Annotated in this window: 14 protein-coding genes and 1 pseudogene; 5 read left to right on the top strand and 10 right to left on the bottom strand. The window is 63.1% G+C overall.

Annotated elements, in window-relative coordinates; translation table 11 throughout:
• Positions 1-3: 3 nt before the first annotated feature.
• The 5 genes from QRN10_RS23065 to pbpC all read right to left on the bottom strand — a co-directional run bounded on the left by QRN10_RS23065 (position 4) and on the right by pbpC (position 4,788).
• On the bottom strand, positions 4-561 hold the full coding sequence (locus QRN10_RS23065; protein WP_253510272.1) for a DUF4136 domain-containing protein: 558 nt from the start codon (positions 559-561) through the stop codon (positions 4-6).
• Between the two features lie 44 nt (positions 562-605).
• Positions 606-1,208: a DUF4136 domain-containing protein gene (locus QRN10_RS23060; protein ID WP_181080873.1), complete on the bottom strand. Its 603-nt coding sequence runs from the start codon at positions 1,206-1,208 to the stop codon at positions 606-608.
• Between the two features lie 24 nt (positions 1,209-1,232).
• Positions 1,233-1,982 (bottom strand): methyltransferase domain-containing protein, encoded by a 750-nt coding sequence (locus QRN10_RS23055; protein ID WP_253510270.1) that lies wholly within the window; start codon positions 1,980-1,982, stop codon positions 1,233-1,235.
• Positions 1,979-2,284 (bottom strand): MazG-like family protein, encoded by a 306-nt coding sequence (locus QRN10_RS23050; protein ID WP_181080875.1) that lies wholly within the window; start codon positions 2,282-2,284, stop codon positions 1,979-1,981. The genes QRN10_RS23055 and QRN10_RS23050 overlap by 4 nt, the downstream gene beginning before the upstream one ends.
• A 161-nt stretch (positions 2,285-2,445) precedes the next feature.
• Entirely contained in the window at positions 2,446-4,788 is a 2,343-nt protein-coding gene (gene pbpC / locus QRN10_RS23045) for a peptidoglycan glycosyltransferase PbpC (protein WP_285429226.1), read from the bottom strand.
• A 108-nt stretch (positions 4,789-4,896) separates the two neighbouring features.
• On the opposite strand from pbpC, the gene QRN10_RS23040 reads away from it, so the two are divergent.
• Complete coding sequence (locus QRN10_RS23040; protein WP_034095695.1) at positions 4,897-5,190, top strand: hypothetical protein; 294 nt, start codon at positions 4,897-4,899, stop codon at positions 5,188-5,190.
• 76 nt (positions 5,191-5,266) lie between these two features.
• On the opposite strand, the gene QRN10_RS23035 is transcribed toward QRN10_RS23040, so the two are convergent.
• Complete coding sequence (locus QRN10_RS23035; protein WP_285429225.1) at positions 5,267-10,168, bottom strand: alpha-2-macroglobulin family protein; 4,902 nt, start codon at positions 10,166-10,168, stop codon at positions 5,267-5,269.
• A gap of 207 nt (positions 10,169-10,375) precedes the next feature.
• On the opposite strand from QRN10_RS23035, the gene QRN10_RS23030 reads away from it, so the two are divergent.
• Together QRN10_RS23030 and QRN10_RS23025 are read left to right on the top strand one after the other, a co-directional pair.
• Positions 10,376-11,722 (top strand): MATE family efflux transporter, encoded by a 1,347-nt coding sequence (locus QRN10_RS23030; RefSeq protein WP_253510264.1) that lies wholly within the window; start codon positions 10,376-10,378, stop codon positions 11,720-11,722.
• A gap of 96 nt (positions 11,723-11,818) precedes the next feature.
• Positions 11,819-12,142 carry a hypothetical protein gene (locus tag QRN10_RS23025; RefSeq protein WP_253510262.1) on the top strand — a complete coding sequence of 108 codons (324 nt, stop codon included), beginning with the start codon at positions 11,819-11,821 and terminating at the stop codon, positions 12,140-12,142.
• A gap of 115 nt (positions 12,143-12,257) precedes the next feature.
• Here the strand turns inward: QRN10_RS23025 and speA are convergent, their stop codons facing one another.
• From speA to QRN10_RS23005, 4 genes are all read right to left on the bottom strand, one after another.
• Entirely contained in the window at positions 12,258-14,171 is a 1,914-nt protein-coding gene (gene speA, locus QRN10_RS23020; protein ID WP_181080880.1) for an arginine decarboxylase, read from the bottom strand.
• Between the two features lie 141 nt (positions 14,172-14,312).
• Positions 14,313-14,684 carry a translation initiation factor Sui1 gene (locus QRN10_RS23015; protein WP_181080881.1) on the bottom strand — a complete coding sequence of 124 codons (372 nt, stop codon included), beginning with the start codon at positions 14,682-14,684 and terminating at the stop codon, positions 14,313-14,315.
• A 180-nt stretch (positions 14,685-14,864) separates the two neighbouring features.
• Positions 14,865-15,401: an NUDIX hydrolase gene (locus QRN10_RS23010; RefSeq protein ID WP_285429244.1), complete on the bottom strand. Its 537-nt coding sequence runs from the start codon at positions 15,399-15,401 to the stop codon at positions 14,865-14,867.
• 2 nt (positions 15,402-15,403) lie between these two features.
• Positions 15,404-16,381: a DUF2333 family protein gene (locus QRN10_RS23005; RefSeq protein WP_370694758.1), complete on the bottom strand. Its 978-nt coding sequence runs from the start codon at positions 16,379-16,381 to the stop codon at positions 15,404-15,406.
• A gap of 389 nt (positions 16,382-16,770) precedes the next feature.
• Here QRN10_RS23005 and QRN10_RS23000 point away from each other — a divergent pair, with 389 nt between their 5' ends.
• Complete coding sequence (locus QRN10_RS23000; protein WP_181080884.1) at positions 16,771-18,441, top strand: response regulator; 1,671 nt, start codon at positions 16,771-16,773, stop codon at positions 18,439-18,441.
• Between the two features lie 1,499 nt (positions 18,442-19,940).
• Positions 19,941-20,456, top strand: a pseudogene (locus QRN10_RS25425) (methyl-accepting chemotaxis protein); the annotation flags it as partial.
• Between the last annotated feature and the right edge of the window lie 31 nt (positions 20,457-20,487).

Genomic DNA, 20,487 nt, shown 5'->3' with positions numbered 1-20,487 from the left:
CGATCAATGGGGTGGATAACTGGAGAGGATACGAGTGACCGTGGTGCGGATCGCGTTGTTGCGATCCTGTGGGTTCGGGGTGCTGCTCATCAGTTGTTCGTCGCTGCCGCGCCACACCAGTTTGCCGTCCTTGCCATCGAGCAGGTCGATCTGGATGGTTGCCACCTTGTAGGTGATGTTGCGGGTTTCGTTGTACATCGGCGCGCCCCAGTAGCCGTTCCATGGGCCGCCCCAGGCGCCGCCATAGTTGGTGGTGACTTGTTGCTGGCGGTCTTCGACGATCAGGTAGGCCTGCACGTTCACGTCCGCCTTGGTACCGGCGGCGGCCGGGCGCAGACCGCGCTGATCAAGTTGTTCGCCGACGGCCTGGCGGATGCGCTGTTCGGTGAGGTCGCTCTTGATACGCGGGTCATCGGGGCGGTACTGCAGGGCAGGGTCTTTCCAGGCCCAACTGCGGTACGCGCCGAAGTCGCGGCTGGCATCGAAGTCGTGGTTGACCTGACTGGTCTGGCAACCGCCCAGCAGCATGGCAAACGCAAGCGTAGCGAGACGACGGAACATGGTGATTCTCCAAAAGCGACCGGTGCGTTAAATGAGAATAGCGGTTAACGGGGAGGGTACGCGGCCATGGCCTTTTGTACGGCCTGGCGCAATGCTTCGGCCCGCTCGCCGAGGCTGCCCTGGCTGCCGGTTTCCGCGCTGGCGCTCCATACCGGCTGGCCGCTGCGGGCATCGAACAGGTTGATGCGAACCACCACCACCTGCACCTCATAGGTGCGTACCACCGGCACCGTGTTGTACATGCCGTAGCCCGGGCCATAGCGGTTGTAGCCGCTGTAACCGTAGCCGTAATCGTCCTGGACCTGGCGCAGGCGTTTCTCCTGGCGCACGTCGGCGCTGACCAGCAAGTCCGCCGGGCGATTGTCGTGCAGAGGGCGCAGGCCGCGCTGGTCGAGCGCGCCGCTGACCGCTTCGGCGATTTGTGCCGAGTCGGCCCAGGCCGTACCCGCCGGGAGCCGGCCGTTGCGCCAGGCCCAATTGCGATAGGCGCCGTAGTCCCGCACCGGCGCCGGGTAGGCGCTGGCATCGAAGGTGCCGGCAGCCTGCGGCGGTGCCGGCGGGATCGGCGCCGAAGCGGCCACATAAGGGTTGGGGCTGGAGCATGCGCCCAGCCCGAGAGACAGCAGGATCAAACACAGACGACGCATTTCGACCTCCGCGGACTGGGCCGCTTAAACCGGACGGCAGATCCAGTGCAAATAACGCCCAAGTCCGGCAAAGCTTGGGTGACGACGGTGAATGAGCTCCATCTCGATAAGGTCCTGCAATGCGGCGCGAGCCTGGAACTCCACCGGCATGTAGTCGTGGAAGACCCGCACCCCGCTTTGGCTTTCGACCTGCCACAGCCCTTCGAGTTGCGCCGCCAGCTCTCGCGGGTCGAGGGGCTGTTGCGGCGTGAGGCTTTGCTTTTCGCCGGCCATGTCGTTCTTGCGCATCTTGCGGAAGTGGCCTTTGAGCAGGTTGCGGTAGATCAGCGCATCGCGGTTGTAGAACGCCAGGGACAACCAGCCGCCCGGCGCGGTCAGCTGATGCAGCACCGGCAGGATGGCGTGGGGTTCGGCCAGCCACTCCAGCACGGCGTGGCACAGCACCAGATCATAGGGTTGCGTGAGTTGGCCGAGCAGCTCCTGCCAGGGCGCGTGGATAAAGCTCGCACGCTGCCCGGCTTCGGCGAAGCGTTGGCGCGCGCCCTCGAGCATCGGCGCGGCGGGTTCGGCCAGGGTTACCTGGTGACCACGCTCGGCCAGCCAAAGCGACATATGCCCCAGGCCCGCGCCAATATCGAGCACGCGCAATGGGCGATCAGGCAGCGCTTCGGCCAGGTCGGCCTGCAACACCGCCAGGCGGATCGCGCCTTTGGCCCCGCCGTAGATTTTTTCGGCGAAGCGCGTGGCCAGTTGATCGAAGTGACGATCACTCATGGGGCGAACCGCCGTTCGCTGTCGGCCAGTTTGGCACGCACCACCTCGTTCATGTCCAGGCCCAACTCACTGCACAGCAACAACAGGTACAACACGATATCGCCGACTTCCTGCCCGGCGTGGGCAAGTGTGTCGGCGGGTAATTGGCGGGATTGATCTTCGGTGAGCCATTGGAAGATTTCCACCAGTTCGGCCATTTCCACACTGGCAGCCATGGCCAGGTTTTTCGGGCTGTGAAACGGTTTCCAGTCGTTGGTATCGCGGATGCGATGCAGGCGTTCGGTGAGGTGTTCGAGGTTCATGGGGCGGGCTCCTGAAGGTGTATAGCTTCGGGGGGATGAGCGTTGAAGGCAAGTGAATCACCTGGGTTGGTCTTCAGGCCGCCATCGGGAGCAAGCCCCCTCCCACATTTGAATGCATTTACATATCAAAAAGTGGGAGGGGGCTTGCCCCCGATGAGGCCCTAATCCACCACGCTGAATTCAAGCCTGGCGGTTTGTCCGGCCTCATCCAACACACTGAGCTGGTAGCGGCCCAAGCGCTCGAAACTGGCATTGATGCTGTCCTGGTTGGCACTGTCGCCCAGGGGCGCGCCGTTGAGGAACCACCAGCGCCGGCCGCTGCCGCCCAGGGCGGATAGTTTTAGCTGTAAAGCCTGCTGGCTGCCGGCGGGCAGGCGCAGTTGGTCGCCTTCGCGCACACCGACAATCGACAACGGTGAAGATGCCGCCAAGGCCGGTGGCGGGCAGTCCGGGTCGGCCGCCGGAATGCGCGCTTCACGGCGTTCAGCCCTGGGCAGCCATGGCTCCAGCGGCGCGGGCCACAGGGCGATATTCCTGGCAACCGCGCCGGGACAGTGGGCGTCCACACGCAAACCCTTGGCATTGACCCAAACGCTCTCCATCAAGCCCACGCTCAACGGCTGATCCAACGCCTGTAAAGTCGGCGGCGTAGTGTTGTCCAGCGTCCAGGCAAAGCGCTGGCGTCGGCAATTGGGGTCGGTGCGGCTCATGGGCTGGCCCAGCGGCCAACAGATCGCCGCCACGCCGACATTGGCCGGCACCGCTTTGACTGGCGCGCTGATGCCGCGCTGGCTGTCGCGGTTGGTCAGCACATCGTGCACCTGCAGCATCAGCGGCGCCGCCGACGCCAGGCCGAACTGGCCAGGCACGGGCGTGCCGTCCGGGCGGCCGATCCAGATGCCGATCAAGTAGCGCGGCCCCACACCAATTGCCCAGGCATCACGGAAGCCGTAGCTGGTGCCGGTTTTCCAGGCCAGCACCGGACGCTGCACCAACTCGGCACGCGGGTCGCGATCCGGTCGAGCCTGGCCGCTGAGGATGCGCCGCACAACCCAGGCAGCCCCTGGCGACAGCAGCGGCCGTTCTCTGAGCGTATCGTCCGGCTGAAATCGCAGGGTGGCGCTTTTGCCGTCGCGGGCAAAGGCACTGTAGCCGCTGACCAGATCCTCCAGGCGGCTGCCCGCGCCGCCCAGGATCAGCGCCAGGCTCGGTTCGGCCAGCGCCGGCAGCGCCAGGGGCACGCCGCCGATGCGCATCTGCGCGGCGAAGCGCTTGGGCCCGTAGGCTTCCAGCAATTGCACCGCCGGCAGGTTAAGCGAACTGGACAGCGCAGTGCTCGCCGGCACCGCGCCGGTAAAGCCCATGGAAAAATTGCCCGGACGGTAATCGCCATAGCGCCGGGGCACGTCCTGCAGCAGCGACTCGGAATGAATCAAGCCGTCATCCAGCGCCATGCCATACAGGAAAGGTTTCAGGGTGGAACCCGGCGAGCGTAAGGCATTGACCATGTCCACATGCCCGAAGCGCTTGGCATCGTTGATGTCAACCGAGCCCAGGTAAGCGCGTACCGCCATGCTTTCTTCCTCCACCACCAGGATCGCGGCCGAAGTGTGCTCCGGCAGGCGCGCACGCCAGCCCAGCAACAGGTCTTCGAGGCGACGTTGCAGAGTGGCGTCGAGGGTGGTGCGGATCAGCGGCGGGCTGTCGGGACGGTTCAGGCGGCGCGCGAGCAACGGCGCCAGGCTGGGCTCCAGGCGCGGGGCGAGCAGCAGCGGTTCCTCCAGGGCTTCATCGACTGCGGCCTGCGGCCACACCTTGAATTCGGCGAGGCGCCGCAGCACTTTGTCGCGGGCCTGCTGCGCGCGTTGCGGATGGCGATCCGGGCGCAGGCGGCTCGGTGCCTGGGGCAATACCGCCAGCAACGCGGCCTCGGCATGGGTCAACTGCGCCGGGGACTTTCCCAGGTAAGCCCAACTGGCCGCCGCCACGCCCTGCAAGGTGCCACCAAAGGGCGCGCGGTTGAGGTACAGGTTGAGGATCTCGGCCTTGGACAGGTGCCACTCCAATTGGGCCGTGCGCCACAGCTGGCGCAACTTGCCGTGAAAGGTACGCGAATGCGGGTCCAGCAGACGCGCCACCTGCATCGACAGGGTACTGCCACCCGACACCACCCGCTCCCCGGCCAGGTTCTGCCAGGTCGCCCGCACCAACGCCAGCGGGTTCACGCCAGGATGCTGATAAAACCAGCGGTCTTCGTAGGTGAGCAGCGCGTCGAGGTAGTACGGCGACACCTCACGGGTCTGCACCGGGTAGCGCCACACACCATTGGCATCGGCAAACCGCCATAACGGCGTGCCATCCTCGGCCAGCACCACCCGCGCCAGGTCGTCCTTGGGCAGCGGCAGGGGCCAGAGGCGGTCCGCCAGCCAGAGCAGCGCGATCACTACCAGCACAACACCCAAAACCCAGCGCAGCAACTGTGACAGCCGAGCGCATCCAGCCATGATTAAACGAAACCTCAAACCGGCAAACCTCTATGCTTGTGGGGAACTAGCCCGCTGCAATTACAACCAAAGGCACACACACGCCCACCTTCTGATCAGGACACTCACATGCAGGTAGAAAGCTTCTTCGAATGGCTGGGCCAGGCGCTCGGTTCCGTCATCCGCTTTATCGTCGATGGCCTCAGCGGACTGTTCGGTGCCCTGACCCACGCCGGCAGTAACTTTGTCGAGGGTCTGTCCCGCACCTTGGGCATGGACACGTCGATCATCAGCATCATCACCCTGATCATCGGCCTGATGCTGCTCTACTCGGCCGTTCGCGCCTTTATGCGGGCGTCAATAATCATGGGCATCATCTGGCTGATGCTCGGCCTGTGGCTGCTCAGTTGGGTCGTGCACTGACCCCCAAGACTGTCACCGCCGCTGTGGGAGGAGGGCTTGCCACCTCCCACATCAGTTCCGATCCCACGTTGAGAAATCAGCGCCCCTTGATCACCAGGTCCGCCGGGGTGTCACCCACCGCCTGCCAATTCGGCCGATACATCGACTCCACCTGCGGCGGCGGCACGCGATAGATGCCCGGCGTCACGGCACGCGCCAGATACAGCAGGTGCGTGGTGACATCGCTGTCCAGGTTCAGTGCCGCCACATAGCGATCATCGCGGAACTCCTGATGCTTGAGCGATGCGTTCTGCATCGACTCACGCCATTCCTTCACTTGGCTGCTGGCGTTTTCCAGGCTGGCGGCGCTTTGCGCCAGGTTCTGGTTTTCCAGTTCCAGGCCCGCCGGCAGCAGGTCTACCACCAGTGCGTCCGGCACCCGCTGCTTGGCGCTGACCGCCACATGCACCAGCACCAGGTCGCCGCTGTTGAGGTTGCGCAGGTTCAACGGCTGGCCGTTCATGCCCAGGTATTCGCGCCGGATATTGAGGTTGTCGCCCGCCGCCGTCGGCGGCATTTGTGGATAACCCGAGAGGGTCAACTGCTGGTACACCGGCGTGTCGCCTTGATTACTCAGGGCCAGATCGCCGGACAATAGTTTGCCTTCGAGCGCCAGCGTCGGCTGCTGATTATTCAATTCATGCACCCCGCCACTGCCGGTAAGCGACACCTGCCAGTTCGCCTCGGGTTGCGCGAACCCCAGGCGGCCGGCGAGGAACAGCGAATTGCGCTCCTGGGTCGACAGGTACGGGCTGGCCGCCAGTTGATCGGACAAGGTGAACAACCGCTCCTCACGCTTGCCCTTGGCCAGGTCATTTTCCTCAAGCAACGCCAGAATCATCGCCTGGTCGCGCAGCGGGCTGCCGTAGTCGGCCAGCCACTCCTTGGTATTGCGTTGTGCGGCCAGGCCGGCGAGCAAAGCTTGGTCGGCACGCGGTTGGTCGCCCATCTTTTGCAGGGCAATCGCCAATTGCACCAGCGGCAGCCCGGAACGCGCGTCGCTGCGCCGTTCGAAAATACTGCGCAAGGCCCCCAACGGCGCCTGCTGGCTGCGCGCCAGGACCATGCCGGCGTAGGCCTGCACGGCGAAGCGGGTGTGGTCGGCGTTGTCGCTGTAGTCGACGTCGATCAGGTTACGCTCCTGCACGTAACGCAGCAGGCGCTCGCTGGCTTTTTTCAGGGCTTCGGCCGGTACGGCAAAACCCTGGTCACGGGCGCGCAACAGGAAGTCGGTGACGTAAGCGGTCAGCCAATATTCCTCTTCGCCGTCGGCGCCCCACAGGCCAAAGCTGCCGTTGTAGCGTTGCATGCCCAGCAGGCGCTCGATGCCCAGCTCGATCTTGCGCTTGCGCTCGGCATCCGGCTCACCCTTGACGCCCAGGCGCTTGAGCAACGCGTCGTCGGCATACAGCGAGGGGTACAAGCCGCTGGCGGTTTGTTCCAGGCAACCATACGGATAGGCCTTGAGCGCACTGATCTGCGCGCCCAGGTTCAGCGGCGGCCGGCTCGACAGGCTCAACAAGGCCTCACGCCCCGAGGCATCGAACTGGTCCAGCGTGCCGACGGGCAGGCTCCACGGCTCGTTCTTGAGCACCGCGCGGTAATGCTTGAGCAGCGCCGGATAAGCCGGGCGCACGCCCAGGGTCCATTCGCGGCTGAACGGCGGCAATTGTTCGCCCGGCAGGTCCAGCCCGTTGACCGTCACCTTGAGCTTGCCCTGTCCCAGCCCGCCCCAGGCTTTGACCGGGATGCGCAGCGTGGTGCGCTGGCCTTGTTTCAGTTCCACCGATTGCGCGCCGGCATTGACCAGTTCCAGTTGGCCTTCGGCACTCAGTTGCACATCGAGTTTCTGCGCCTTGCCCGACAGGTTGGACAGGTCCAGCGCCAGGGTCGTCTGATCGCCGCCGGCCAGGAAGCGCGGCGCCGACAGTTCGGCCACCAGCGGCGCGGCGATCACCGTCCTGGCTTCGGCCATGCCGTAGCGGTCATCGCTCCAGGCCTGGGCCATCAGGCGCAGTTCGCCGTTGAAGTCGGGAATATTGACGCTGACTTCACCCTCGCCCTTGTCATTCAAAGTCACCGGCGCGCTTTGCAGGGCGACGATGGTCACGCTGGTGTCCGGGCGCTTGCCCCCCTTGGCCAACGCCGCGTCACCGCCGAACGCCAGGCTGGCCAGACGGCCTTGCCCGGCTTCGATCAACTGGCCGTAGATATCGAACTGATCCACGCCATAGGCCTTGCGGCCGAACAGGCTGGCGTACGGGTCCGGCGTCGGGTATTCGGTAATGTTGAGGATGCCCACGTCCACTGCCGCCACCAGTACATGCACCTGTTTCGGCACGCTGCCATCGGCATTCCGGGCGGCGACTTTCACCGTCAGCGGTTGCTTGGGACGCATTTTTTCCGGTGCGGTGAGGGTCACGCCGAGCTTGCGCTGGGTGCGGTCCAGCGGCAGGTGCAGCAGGCCCACCGCACGTTTGGGGGTGATATTGGCTTTGCGTTCGCCGGGACGAATCACCAGGGCGCTGACGTACAGGTCATGACGCGACCATTTCGGATCAAGCTTCACGGCAAAGCTTTTGCCTTCGGCCGGCACGTCGATTTCCTGCCACCACAGCGGCCCTTCGGCGGATTCCACCAGCAGGTAGCCCTTGCCCGCGGCCGGCGGCGTGACCGTGACGTTAGCGGTGTCGCCATCGCCATAGGCCGGTTTGTCCAGCGCCAGCTTGACCTGGTCGGGGCGCACCGCGCCGCCTTCGGTATTGTCCTGGGCCTGATAACCGGCCCAAAAACGCAGGCTGCTGACCAGGCCGGTCTGCGGGTCTTCGACCTCGACGCGGTACGGGCCCCATTCCACCTGGAAGCTGACCTTGGCGGTGTCGCCGGCCTTGATGTTCAAGGTTTGCTCGTCGAGGTTGAGGAATTTCTCGTTGTAGTGATAGCTCCAGCCGTCGCTGTCGGAGTAGTTCCAGTAGTAGTCACGGCGCTCGCGCACCAGGCGTACCTTGAGGTTGGGCGCGGCGAGCTTCTGGCCTTCCTGGTTGGCGAGCAGCACTTCGAATTCCGCCGGGCCGTCGCCATTGGTTTCCTTGCCGTCAAACAGCCCACGCAGGCCCGGCAGTTGCTTGGCTGGCCAGATCGGCTGCACCAGGCGTCGAGTGATCGGCCGCCCGCCCGACTCATGCAGGCTGGCCTGCACAATCAATTGCAGCGGCGACTTGGCCTCGGCCCATTTGCTCTCCATGCTCAGGACTTCATGGCCCTTGGCGTCAAGCACGCTTTCGTCGATCTCGAAGTCCTGGCTCAGATCCTCCTCGGTGACGGAGCCGAACTCGTAGCCCGGCAGCGATTTGACCGCCTCGCGCAGCGGCCGCACATACACCTGTCCGCTGATGCGGTTGCCCGAGGCCGGCGCGCCGTAGAGATAGCGCCCCGTGAGCTGGATCTGCGGGCTGTCCGCCGGGCTCAGCGGCGTGTCGCTGCCCTTGAGTTCCAGGGCCAGGCGTTCGGGCAGGAAGTCTTCGACCAGGAATTCGTAAAGCTGCGGCTTGCCGTCGCCCAGGTCGAACACCAGTTGCCAGCGCCCGGTCGGCGCTTCACCGGCCAATTGCAGGGCGTATTGATAGAGGCCGGATGCGTCGGCATCCCAGACGAATTTGCGGCTGACCTGTTCATCCGGGCGCCGCACTTCGACGCTCACCGGCTGCGGCTTGACCGCGTTGCCGTCCTTGTCGCGCAGCAAGGCGTTGAGCAGCACGGTTTCGCCGGGGCGATACAGGTCGCGCGGGCCGAACACAAAGAATTGCAAGGGATGGGACGGTTGGCCGCCGATGTCGAACTCGGCCAGGTCGAGGGCGGCGCTGTCCAGGCGCAGCAGGCTGGTCTGCTCACCTTGCTTGGCCAGCAACACCTGGGCTTTTTTCGGCAGCGGCAATTGCGCATGGCCGCCCTTTTCGGTCTTGCCCTGGGCCAGCACGCGGCCATCGGCGTCCAGCACTTCCAGGTCCACGTCGTTCAGGGCCTTGCCGCCTTCCAGGGCCTGGGTAAAGACGTCGAGACGATTGCTATAGCGATGCACGGAAAGGCCGATGTCACTCAAGGTGAACAGCGTGGCCGGCTGAGAATAGTTGTAAGTGCCCGATGCTCGCATCACCGCCAGATACACCCCCGGCTGCTGCAATTGCTTGAGGCCAGCAATCGGCAGCAGCAGGGTTTCGCGGGTGTTGCGCGCCGGGTTGAGGTCGAAACGCCCGCCATAGACCAGGTCGGCCATGGGCAGCAACTCACGGGACTCATAGCTTTGCAGGCTGGTATTGCGCCCCCACTGAGCCAGGAACGACGGCAGGGACTCGGGCTTGATGCGGAAGAATTCGACGTCGATCTTGTCGACGTTCAGCGCGATCACCGGCAGGCCTTCTGCCAGGCGCGTCGGCAGCAGGGTGCCGCGACTGGCGAAGCCGACGGTGGCTTGCAGGTCGCGGGTTTCCAGGCGGGCGATGTACTCGGCGGCGAGTTTATTATCGTTGACGGCCTTGAGCCCGGCGTCGACGGTGAGCACCAGTTTGCGCTGCGGCTCGAGGTGGCGCAGGCGCAGTTCCATGAGGTTGTCGGACAGCTCCCAGGCGCCGTCGACCTTGCCGGACTTGCTGTCGACCAGATGCAGTTTGTCGGCGAACTTCTGCTCCGGGTCCAGAGGAATGGAGAAGCTCACCGATAACGTGCTGGCACCGTCCAGCTGCACCTCGGACACGTCCACCACGCTCAACTCACGCCCAGCGTACCGTTGCTTCAGCGCCGCCACATCCACTGCCGCCTTGACCGGCTTGGGCGCGGTGCTGGTGGCGGCTGCGGGGGCGGTCGGCGCAGCAGGTTTGTCGGAGGAATCGCAGGCACTCAGCAGGGCCAGCGCGCAAGCCAGGAACAGTCCTTTGTTAAGCATTGGGGCACTCGTTGTCAGAGGAAACCGGGGCGTGAACTATATATCAGCCCGAGCGGGGCTGGTGTGGCACTGGTCACATTGACCGACGGAGGGTGGGTTGGTTCGCAGCCGTTTGAACCCCCCAGCCAAATCCCACAGCCGCCTCCCACATTGGCTCTGCTGCAGGGCTAATGGATGGTTACAATGTCGTTCCCCCAAGGAGCCTGCATGTCCACCTTACTGACCGACTGGCGCGACCGCCCCACCCACCGCCGCGTATGGGCCCTGGCTGCGCCGATGATTCTGTCGAACATCTCGGTGCCGTTGGTTGCCCTGGTCGACAGCATGGTCATCGGCCACCTGCCCCATGCCCACCAACTGGGCGCCGTGGCCGTCGGGGCCAGCTTGTATACCTTCCTGGCCTGGGCCATGGGGTTTCTGCGCATGGGCTCCACCGGTTTTGCCGCCCAGGCCGCCGGGCGCAAGGATGGTGCGGCACTGCGGCAAATTCTGCTGCAAGGTTTGCTGCTGGCGCTGGGCCTGGCAATGCTGCTCGGCACCGTGGGCACTCCCCTGAGCCACCTGGCCCTGGAATGGATGCAGCCCTCGCCCGAACTGAACCAACTGACCCGCGATTTCTTCCACACTCGCCTGTTCGGTCTGCCCGCCGCGCTGGCCAGCTATGCCCTGGTCGGCTGGTTCCTCGGCACACAGAACGCTCGCGCGCCGCTGGCGATTCTGCTGACCACCAACTTGGTGAACATCGCCTTGAACCTGTGGTTTGTGCTGGGTTTGGATTGGGGCGTGGTCGGCTCCGCCCGCGCCTCGGTGATCGCCGAATGGACCGGTGCCCTGCTCGGCCTGGCCCTTACGCAAAAGGCCCTGCGCGCCTACCCAGGGCATATCGCCTGGGCCGCATTGAAACGATGGGAGAGCTGGCGCCCGTTGCTGGCGGTGAACCGCGACATTTTTATCCGCAGCCTGGCGTTGCAGTCGGTGTTTTTCATGATCACCGTGCAAGGCGCACGCCTGGGCGACGCCACCGTGGCGGCCAACGCGCTGCTGCTCAACGGCCTGCTGCTGACCGCCCACGCTTTGGACGGCCTGGCCCACGCCGTCGAAGCGCTGTGCGGCCACGCCATCGGCGCCCGCGACCGGCAATCCCTGCGCCGTTCGCTGGTGGTGGCCGGTGGTTGGTCACTGATCGCCAGCCTTGGATTTGCATTGTTGTTCACCGTCGCCGGCCATCTGTTTATCGCCATGCAGACCGATATCCCCAGCGTGCGCGAAACGGCTGATATCTACCTGCCTTACCTGGCGGTATTGCCGTTGATTGCGGTGTGGAGTTATTTGCTGGATGGGCTGTTTATTGGTGCAACGCGGGCTCGGGAGATGCGCAACGCAATGCTGCTGACGGTGCTGATGGTGTCGCCGTTTGCCTGGGCGTTGCAGGGGCTGGGCAATCACGGCTTGTGGATAACCTTCCTGCTGTTCATGGCGATACGCAGCCTGACGCTGTGGGCGATCGCCTGGCGGCTGAACCGGCAGGAACAATGGATCGGCACCCGTCATTAATCCCCTACCTGTTACTTCTGACAGGTTACAAACCGACGACCCGGGGGTTGAATAGCCAGGGAGGTATCCACCCCCTACCTTCCTGGAGAGTCGAATATGAACATCACAAAACACATAAGCGTTACCGCACTATGGATCGTCACAGCGTGCACCCTGGCAACGATCGCCGGATGCACCGCTGGAGGCCCCAACAGCGTTGAGGGAACCATGCGGGTAAGCAATGCCGGCAGTTCCACTGTAATAGTCAGCCAGCGTTCTGACGTCCATCCCCTCGCGCCGAACGCAACAATCGACCTACCCATCAATAGCTTCGGATTAACCGTAATGCCGGAAGATAGCAACCGCGACAAGATTGACCGATTCAATCTCAAGTTCAATCCCGGCGGCTGTTCGGTCAACTTGTGCGTCGTCGTATATTGACCGTTTACTTATCGCTGCGCAGATGAAAGGTGCCTTGGAACCGGCACTTGACCGCCAACTCCATAAAAAAGGGCCGCAGTGTTAACTGCAGCCCTTGTTAAACGCTGAACCGATATCAGGAAGACAGGTACGAAGACCGCGTCAGCCCCAGACGCAACGCGTCGAGGAACTGGGTACGCTCCGATGCGCTGATCTTGGCGCTGGCGCACTTGTCACGGTAATGCGTCATCAACTCCTCCGGCGACAAATGCACATAGCGCAGCATGTCTTCGATGGTGTCGTGGGTTTCGATCCCGGCGCTGTACACCGAGCCGTCTTCACGCTGGTAGATGTTCACCGAGTCGGTATCGCCGAACAGGTTGTGCATGTCGCCGAGGATTTCCTGGTAGGCGCCGACCAGGAAGATACCCAGCAGGTAGTCCTCGCCTTCGTTCAGGGCATGTACCGGCAGGCTGGTTTCGATGCTCTGTTCGTCGACGTATTGTTTGATCTTGCCGTCGGAGTCGCAGGTCAGGTCTTGCAGCACGGCGCGGCGCAGCGGCTCCTCGTCCAGACGGTGCAGCGGCAAGATCGGCAGCACCTGGCCGATGGCCCAGGTGTCCGGCAGGCTCTGGAACACCGAGAAGTTGCAGATGTACTTGTCGGCCAGCTTGTCGTTGAGTTCGTCCAGCACCTGGCGGTGCGAGCGTTGACGGGCTTTCAACGAGTTATGCAGGCGACGGCACACGGCGAAGTAGCATTGTTCGGCCAGGGCCTTTTCCGCCAGGGTCAGTTTGCCGTCGGCGTACTGGGCGGCCACGTCGCTCATATAGTGGGTGGCGCGCCAGTAGGTTTCGGTGACCATCTCAATGTCGGTCGGGCCCAGCAGATCCACCAGCCATTGCACGGTTTCCGGCAGGCTTTCCTTGTTTTCGATCAGCGGGATTTCGTCGTTGTGTTTTTCGACGTCGGTTACCTGCACCACCAGCATGGCGTGGTGGGCGGTCAGCGAGCGACCGCTTTCGGAGAAGATGTGCGGGTGCGGCAGGCTCTGCGCGTCGCAGAATTCCTTGAGCATGCCCACGACCACGCCGGCGTAGTCGTCCATGTCGTAGTTGATGGAGCTGGCGTTACGCGAGTGGGTGCCGTCGTAATCCACACCCAGGCCACCGCCGACGTCGATGTGATCCACCGGCAAACCGAGGTTGCGCAGCTCGCCGTAGTACCGGATGGCTTCCTTGAAACCGTGCTGGTAGTCCGCCAGGTTGGCGATCTGCGAGCCCATGTGAAAGTGCAGCAGGCGAATGCCCTGGTCCAGCCCGGCGGCGCGGAAGCGCTCGACCACGGAGAGCAGTTGCGCGGCCGACAAACCGAACTTGGACTTCTCGCCACCGGTGTCCGCCCATTTGCTCGACGCCAGGGACGACAAGCGCACGCGCAGGCCAACCTGAGGCTTGACCTTGAGGCTCGCCGCCTCTTCGATCACCAGGCCGACTTCGGATTCTTTTTCGATCACGATAAATACGTTGTGGCCCAACTTCTGGCCCATCAGCGCCAGGCGGATGAACTCACGGTCCTTGTAACCGTTGCAGACGATGGTGCCGCCTTTTGGTGCCAGCGCCAGCACGGCCAGCAGCTCGGGTTTGGAGCCGGCTTCCAGGCCGATGGAGACGTTCTGCGTGGCGATGATGTTTTCGATCACCGCTTCCTGCTGGTTAACCTTGATCGGGTACAGCGCGGTGTACTGGCTCTGATATTCCAAGCGCGCAATGTTAGCGTCGAATGCACCGGTCAGTTGGCGCACGCGGTCTTGCAGGATATCGGGAAAACGCACCAGCAGCGGCAGCGACAGGCCGCTCTTGCGCAACTCGTCGACCTGCTCGTAGAGATCGACGGGCGTGCTGTCGGGACCGTTCGGACGGACTTCAACGCGACCGGCATCATTGATCGCGAAATACCCGGCCCCCCAATGGCGAATCCCGTAAACACTGCGGCTGTCCGCAACTGTCCATTGGCTGCCATCGTCTTTGCGTGTGCGTCGTACGGACATCGAAGTCCCCTATAAATGAAGTCGAAGACACCGCCTCGGGTTCGAGGCCGGCGCAGTCTAAAGAATGAAAATGACGATTTGCCTGTAAGAGAGGTAGACCCCACTCGCAGGACAGAGTTTAGACACAGGTCGGGAAGAGGCTCAGCCGCCGGACTTCTTGGCCTTGTAACCAAGCTTGATCAGCTCGGCCAACAGCAGTTCGACGTGATCGCCCTGAATCTCGATGATCCCGTCTTTCAAGGCGCCACCGGTGCCACAGCGCTTTTTCAGCGTGGTGGCCAGCTCCTTGAGCGGCTCCGCGGCCAACGGCACGCCGGTGATGGTGGTCACCGTCTTGCCGCCACGGCCCTTGCTCTCGCGGCGCACGCGGGCGATACCGTCGCCTTCCGGGATCAGGGTCTGTTTGCAGATGCAGGCGTCCACGGGCTGACGACAGTCCGGGCAGTGGCGACCTGCGTCGGTGGAAAATACCAGGCCACCAAGGGCGGCGAAGGATGCGGCTTTTTTGGCCACCGGCAATCCTCTTGGGAGGACAAAGACTGATCGGCCCTCGTAACGGACGACCGACCGCGAAACCCCACTCAGGCAGGGGCAGCGCTACCGACACGCCAAGGCGGTTCGGGTGAAAAGTCGCGCAGTGTAACGGCAAAAAGCACGCTTGCTAAGAGCCAAATAGCGCCAATTCATGCAAGTTTAGCGACGCAAGGCCAGATAGCGGCGCAGGCCCTCCTGGGCGTCCGGGCAGTAAGGTTTTTTCCTGGCATCGCGCAAGACTTTCCTGATGGGTAGAAAACGCGCCTCCATCACCTCTTCCGGCTGCAACCGCAGGGGCCCATCCCACACGGCGGAGTAGGACTTGCACCAGAGCCGGCTGCCGTCCTGCTCGAAATAGAAATGGTCATGCTCGGTCAACGCCACGCCACTGACTCCGAGTTCCTCCTCCAGCTCGCGGGCCGCCGATTCACCATAAGTCTCACCGGCCGCGACCATCCCACCGGCCGCAGTGTCCCAGAATCCTGGATACAGGGCTTTGCTCAGAGTGCGGCGGTGCACGCAGAGTTCACCGGCGCGGTTGAACAGGAAGATAAAGGTGCAACGGCCGATAAGGCCGCGCTTGCGCAAGTCTGACCTGACCAGATGGCCGAGCAGGTTGTCCTGCTCATCCACCCAACAGATCAGTTCAGCATCGGAGGCCACCCGGTGAGCGGCCTCCCGTGGAGTAACGTCCATCATCAACCCTGATTGAGGAGCTGACGCAAATCGATCACTGCAGCGTTTGCCCGGGAAATGTAATTGGCCATCACCAGCGAATGGTTCGCCAGTACGCCGAAGCCACTGCCGTTAAGAATCATAGGACTCCAAACCGGTTCCTGCGAGGCTTCCAGCTCACGAATGATCTGGCGCACGCTGACCGTGGCGTTCTTCTTGGCCAGTACGTCGGCGAAGTCGACTTCAATCGCACGCAGCAGGTGAGACAAGGCCCAGGCCTGACCACGGGCCTCATAGAACACGTTGTCGATCTGCATCCATGGGGTTTCCACCACTTCTTCATCGACCTGCGGTACTTCACCCGGTGCCAGGGCTTCGGTTTTCAGCGCGGTATTGAGCTTGACCCGGCCGACGCTGGCGGACAGGCGCTGCGACAACGAACCCAGGCGAGTAGCCACATCCCCCAGCCAGTTGTTCAGGTTGTCGGCACGGGCGTAGAACAGGGCGCCGCGCTGGTTGGGGTCGGACAGACGCGCTTCATAACGGCTGAGGGAATTGATCCCTTCCTGGTACTCGGACTCACTGGATGGCAGTACCCAGCTTTTGTTATCGAAATTGAAACGCGGCTCGGCCTTGGCCAGATCGGCGTCTTCGGCGGACTGCGACTGAGAGCGGGCGAAGTCTTTACGCAGAGCGCGGGTCAGGTCCCGCACCTGCACCAGCACGCCGTACTCCCAGCTGGGCATGTTGTCCATCCACAGACCAGGCGGGAAACGATCGTTGGAAATATAACCGCCGGGCTTGTTAAGCAGCGTGCCGACCACGCTCTTGAGGGTTTCGACGGTGGTGAAGCCCACCACCATCTGCTTGCCGTCCTTTTCGGCGGCGATCTGCGCATTTTGCTGCACCGGAAACAGCGCAGGCTCTTCGCTCCAGTACCAACCCAGAGCGCCGGTGACCAGCAGGTACACGCCGAGCAGGCTGAGTACCGCACGGCTCATCAGCAGCGTACGAAAATAGCCGCGGTTGGTTGACTTGGGCTCAGGCACAGGGCCTTTGGCACTGCCTGCACGGTTTTTCCAGTCCAGCATGGCGATATCCTTTCAATCACTTGAGTTCATGCACTTGAATTGATGGCGTGCGTTCAAACACTCCGACCACAACCCTACCCCATCGTGCCCGTCGGCGCGGCGCTTTTATCCAAACTGGCGCACCGGCCGTGTTCGACTATAAAGGATGCACGCTTTTGCACCCACGCGACCAGCCAGTCATTAACTGAATAGCAAAGACACGCAGTTAATTGACGTATGACACTCATCCGCTTGATCAAGAGGTGCTAGCATAGAGCCATCAGTCGCCCTCAGCATGCACCCTCACCAGTAGTCAGGATATGACCGAGCCAGAAGACCCCAGCCGTGAGCGCCTCAAGCAGCACTTTGCCCAGCGGGTAATTCATCAGGCACGTCAAATTCTTGAGATCTGGCAGCGCCTGCAACGCAGCGAATGGTCGAATGCAGACCTCTCCGAGCTCAACGACGCGAACCTGCGCCTGCTGCGCTTTGCCGAGCGTTTCGAACAGCCCGAGCACGGTCAGTTGGCGCACCGTATCGGCGAATCCCTCAGGGCTGTGGATGAAAACCGCGGCCGTCTGAGCAGTCAGTTGATCACTGAGCTCAACCGACTGATGCAGCGCCTGTCGCGCACCGGCCTGCGCCAGGGCGACCAGTTGGAGCAAACCTTACTGCCGCCGATGCGCAAGCCGATCTACGTGATGCTGGCCGATCACGACCGCGCCGAACGCCTGGCCAAGCAATTGGAATTCTTTGGCTTGAGCGCCCAGTCGTTGGACAGCGTGGCGGCGTTTCGCGCGTCGATGGCCGAGCGCCTGCCGTCGGCGATTGTGATGGATGTGGATTTCTGCGGCGCCGGCCTGGGCCTTACGCTCGCCGCCGAAGCCCAGGAAGGCCTGGAGCACAAGCTGCCGCTGCTGTTTTTCAGCCTGCACGAAACCGACACGCCCACGCGCCTGGCCGCCGTACGCGCCGGCGGCCAGGAGTTCCTGACCGGCACGCTGGAAGCGTCCAGCCTGCTGGAAAAGATTGAAGTGCTGACCTGCGTCGCTCAGTACGACCCTTATAAAGTGCTGATTATCGACGACTCGCGGGCCCAGGCCCTGCACACCGAGCGCCTGCTCAACAGTGCCGGTATCGTCACCCGCACATTGATCGAGCCGATCCAGGCCATGGCCGAACTGGCGGACTTCCAGCCTGACCTGATCATCCTCGACATGTACATGCCCGCCTGCACCGGCACCGAGCTGGCCAAGGTGATCCGCCATAACGACCGTTATGTGAGCGTGCCGATCATCTACCTGTCGGCCGAAGATGACCTGGACAAACAACTGGACGCCATGAGTGAGGGCGGCGACGACTTCCTCACCAAACCGATCAAGCCGCGCCACCTGATCACCACCGTGCGCAATCGCGCAGCACGCGCCCGGCACCTCAAGGCGCGAATGGTGCGCGACAGCCTGACCGGCCTGTACAACCACACCCATATCCTGCAACTGCTTGAAGACTGCAGCTTCCGCGCGCGCCGCGAGAACAAGCCGTTGAGCTTTGCGATGCTCGATATCGACCATTTCAAGCGCGTCAATGACAGCCATGGCCACCCGATGGGCGACCGCGTAATCAAGAGTCTGGCGCTGTTTCTCAAGCAACGTTTGCGCAAGACCGACTTTATCGGGCGCTACGGCGGCGAGGAGTTCGCCATCGTGATGCCCGATACCGACCTGGAATCGGCCTGCAAGGTGCTGGATGAAATTCGCGAACGTTTTGCCGAAATCCACTACCCGGCTCAGCCTCAGGATTTGTGGTGCACCTTCAGCGCCGGCCTGGTTGAGCTGTGCGACGGTTCCGACAGCCTGATGATGGCCGCCCAGGCCGACGAGGCGCTGTACCGCGCCAAGGACGGCGGACGCAACCGCGTACAGGCGGCGCGCACATCAAAGCAAAGTGCCATCTTTTCATCGGAATCCACCGACTCCGTCATAACGCTGTAATAGAAACGCAATAACTTCAGGCACTTATCTTTTGCTGCCGGCTGAAACCTCGCATGCGCCTGAAGCTGCTGACCAATCTCAACACCCTCCTGTTAGTGGCCGTGTGCCTGGCCCTCGGGGCGACCCTGTGGTGGTCGCAACGCGCCCTGGAGCGCCCTTATCTGCTGATGGAACGCTACCTGAGCCTGTCGCAGACCTTTCAGAACCAGGCGGCACGCAATATCGAGGACTATCTGGCCAATGGCGATGCGCTGCGTTTGAGCGGCGCCAGCCAAAGCCTGGAAGGGTTGCTGCAACAATTGCACGAACTGCCGGCCGAACTGGCGCAGAGCCTGCGCCCCAGCCTGGTGGAACTGGACGCCTTCAGCAAAACCGACCTGCTTGCCGCCGGCAAGTTGGCTGGCGATCCGCAAGCCTTGTTGGTGCAGGCCGAGCGTGAGCTGGGTGCGAACCTGGAACAGCTGAGCCAGTACGCCACGGGCGTGAACTCGCCGGAAGCTGCACGCTACCTGCCAGCGCTGCTGGCCGCTTCCCAGCACTTGGGCAAACTCTCACTGGCCCGCGACAAACTGGTCAGCAGCGGACGCGCCGAGCTGGCCGAGGATGTGGAGCGCGAACTGGGCCAGATCCGTGGCCAGGCCGACCTGCTGGAACAGTTGCCATTACTGGGTGTGAAAGCCAGCACCGAATCCAACACCGATGATTTCTCCGCGCTGATGGGCCTGGAAAACACCGAAAAAACCGAAGCTCAGGACACCGGCGTCGACCTCAAGCGCGAACTCAACAGCCTGTTGACCCGCTATCCCGCCGAACTCAAGCGCACCCGTACCCAGATCCAGCAGCGCGCCGACCTAGCCGCCGCCACGCACCTGAAAATCAACGCCGTGCAGCAAGCCATTGCCGGGCTGGAGCCGGTGGTGCGCGCGCAGCATGGCAAAATCCAGAGCGAAGTGCGCCTGATGCAAGGCATGATGATTGGCCTGATCCTGCTGATCGCGCTGTTGATCGACACCCTGCAGCGGCGCCTGGCCCGGGTATTGACCAGCCTGGCGCCCGCTCTGTCGACCTGGGCCGAGGGCGACTTCAGCCAGCCGATTGCCCTGGGCAAGACCAACCGCGAACTGCACGATATCGAAGCCTCCCTGAACCGCTTGCGCGCTTATCTGGTGGACCTGGTGGGCACTATTCGCGGGAATGCCGAGGAAGTCGCCGGCAGCAGCCGCACGCTCGCCGAACTGAGCAGCGGCCTGCATGACGGCGCCGAGCGCCAGGCCGGCGACACCGCGCAGATCCGCGATTCCCTGGGTGAACTGGAAGCGACCATTCAGCAAGTGGCCGGCGACGCCAGCCAGGCCGCCGGCGCCAGCCGCAGCGCGGGCCAGGCGGTGGAACAAGGCCAGCGGGTGATCGGCCTGAGCTTGACCGGGCTGCATGCCCTCGTCGGTGAAGTGCAGCAAAACGCGCAGATGATCGAAAAACTCGCTGAAGAATCCGCCACTATCGGCGGCGTACTTACGGTGATCCGCTCGATCGCCGACCAGACCAACCTGCTGGCGCTGAACGCAGCCATCGAAGCCGCCCGCGCCGGTGAAGCCGGACGTGGTTTTGCGGTGGTCGCGGACGAAGTGCGCTCCCTGGCCCAGCGCACCGCCGGCGCCACCGCCGAAATCCAGGGCCTGATCGCCGGTCTGCAAAGCGCCGCTCACCAATCGGTGGAAGGCATGCGCGCCCAGGTCGAGCACGCCGAAGCCACCGCCCAGCAGGCCCAGGCGGCCGACGGCGCACTGGATGAAATCGTCGGCGCGATCCAGACCATTTCCGATACCGCCGTGCGCATCGCCGATGTCACCGCGCAGCAACGTGATGCGGTAAGCGAAATCCGCGATAACAGCGAGAGGATTCATCAGTTGGGTGAGGATAATCTGCTGCGCATCGGCCAGGGCCGCAGCCAGGGCGAGCACCTGCTGGTGCTGGGTGGGCAGCTCAATACCGCCGTACAGGCATTCCGCGTCTAACCGGATCCAGCGTCATATCAATGTGGGAGGG

Source organism: Pseudomonas sp. lyk4-R2A-8 (genome assembly GCF_030209095.1).
In the GTDB taxonomy this organism is placed as follows: Bacteria; Pseudomonadota; Gammaproteobacteria; order Pseudomonadales; family Pseudomonadaceae; genus Aquipseudomonas; species Aquipseudomonas quebecensis.
The sequence above is the reverse complement of the archived record's forward strand: the minus strand, read 5'-3'. Positions and strand labels throughout refer to the sequence as shown.

Excerpts from the sequence above, each read along its gene's own strand:
- pbpC (WP_285429226.1), bottom strand. The coding sequence starts at position 4,788 with ATGGCTGGATGCGCTCGGCTGTCACAGTTGCTGCGCTGGGTTTTGGGT.
- QRN10_RS23060 (WP_181080873.1), bottom strand. The coding sequence starts at position 1,208 with ATGCGTCGTCTGTGTTTGATCCTGCTGTCTCTCGGGCTGGGCGCATGC.
- QRN10_RS23000 (WP_181080884.1), top strand. The coding sequence starts at position 16,771 with ATGACCGAGCCAGAAGACCCCAGCCGTGAGCGCCTCAAGCAGCACTTT.
- QRN10_RS23050 (WP_181080875.1), bottom strand. The coding sequence starts at position 2,284 with ATGAACCTCGAACACCTCACCGAACGCCTGCATCGCATCCGCGATACC.
- QRN10_RS23055 (WP_253510270.1), bottom strand. The coding sequence starts at position 1,982 with ATGAGTGATCGTCACTTCGATCAACTGGCCACGCGCTTCGCCGAAAAA.
- QRN10_RS23025 (WP_253510262.1), top strand. The coding sequence starts at position 11,819 with ATGAACATCACAAAACACATAAGCGTTACCGCACTATGGATCGTCACA.
- QRN10_RS23065 (WP_253510272.1), bottom strand. The coding sequence starts at position 561 with ATGTTCCGTCGTCTCGCTACGCTTGCGTTTGCCATGCTGCTGGGCGGT.
- speA (WP_181080880.1), bottom strand. The coding sequence starts at position 14,171 with ATGTCCGTACGACGCACACGCAAAGACGATGGCAGCCAATGGACAGTT.
- QRN10_RS23040 (WP_034095695.1), top strand. The coding sequence starts at position 4,897 with ATGCAGGTAGAAAGCTTCTTCGAATGGCTGGGCCAGGCGCTCGGTTCC.
- QRN10_RS23035 (WP_285429225.1), bottom strand. The coding sequence starts at position 10,168 with ATGCTTAACAAAGGACTGTTCCTGGCTTGCGCGCTGGCCCTGCTGAGT.
- QRN10_RS23010 (WP_285429244.1), bottom strand. The coding sequence starts at position 15,401 with ATGGACGTTACTCCACGGGAGGCCGCTCACCGGGTGGCCTCCGATGCT.
- QRN10_RS23005 (WP_370694758.1), bottom strand. The coding sequence starts at position 16,381 with ATGAGCCGTGCGGTACTCAGCCTGCTCGGCGTGTACCTGCTGGTCACC.
- QRN10_RS23030 (WP_253510264.1), top strand. The coding sequence starts at position 10,376 with ATGTCCACCTTACTGACCGACTGGCGCGACCGCCCCACCCACCGCCGC.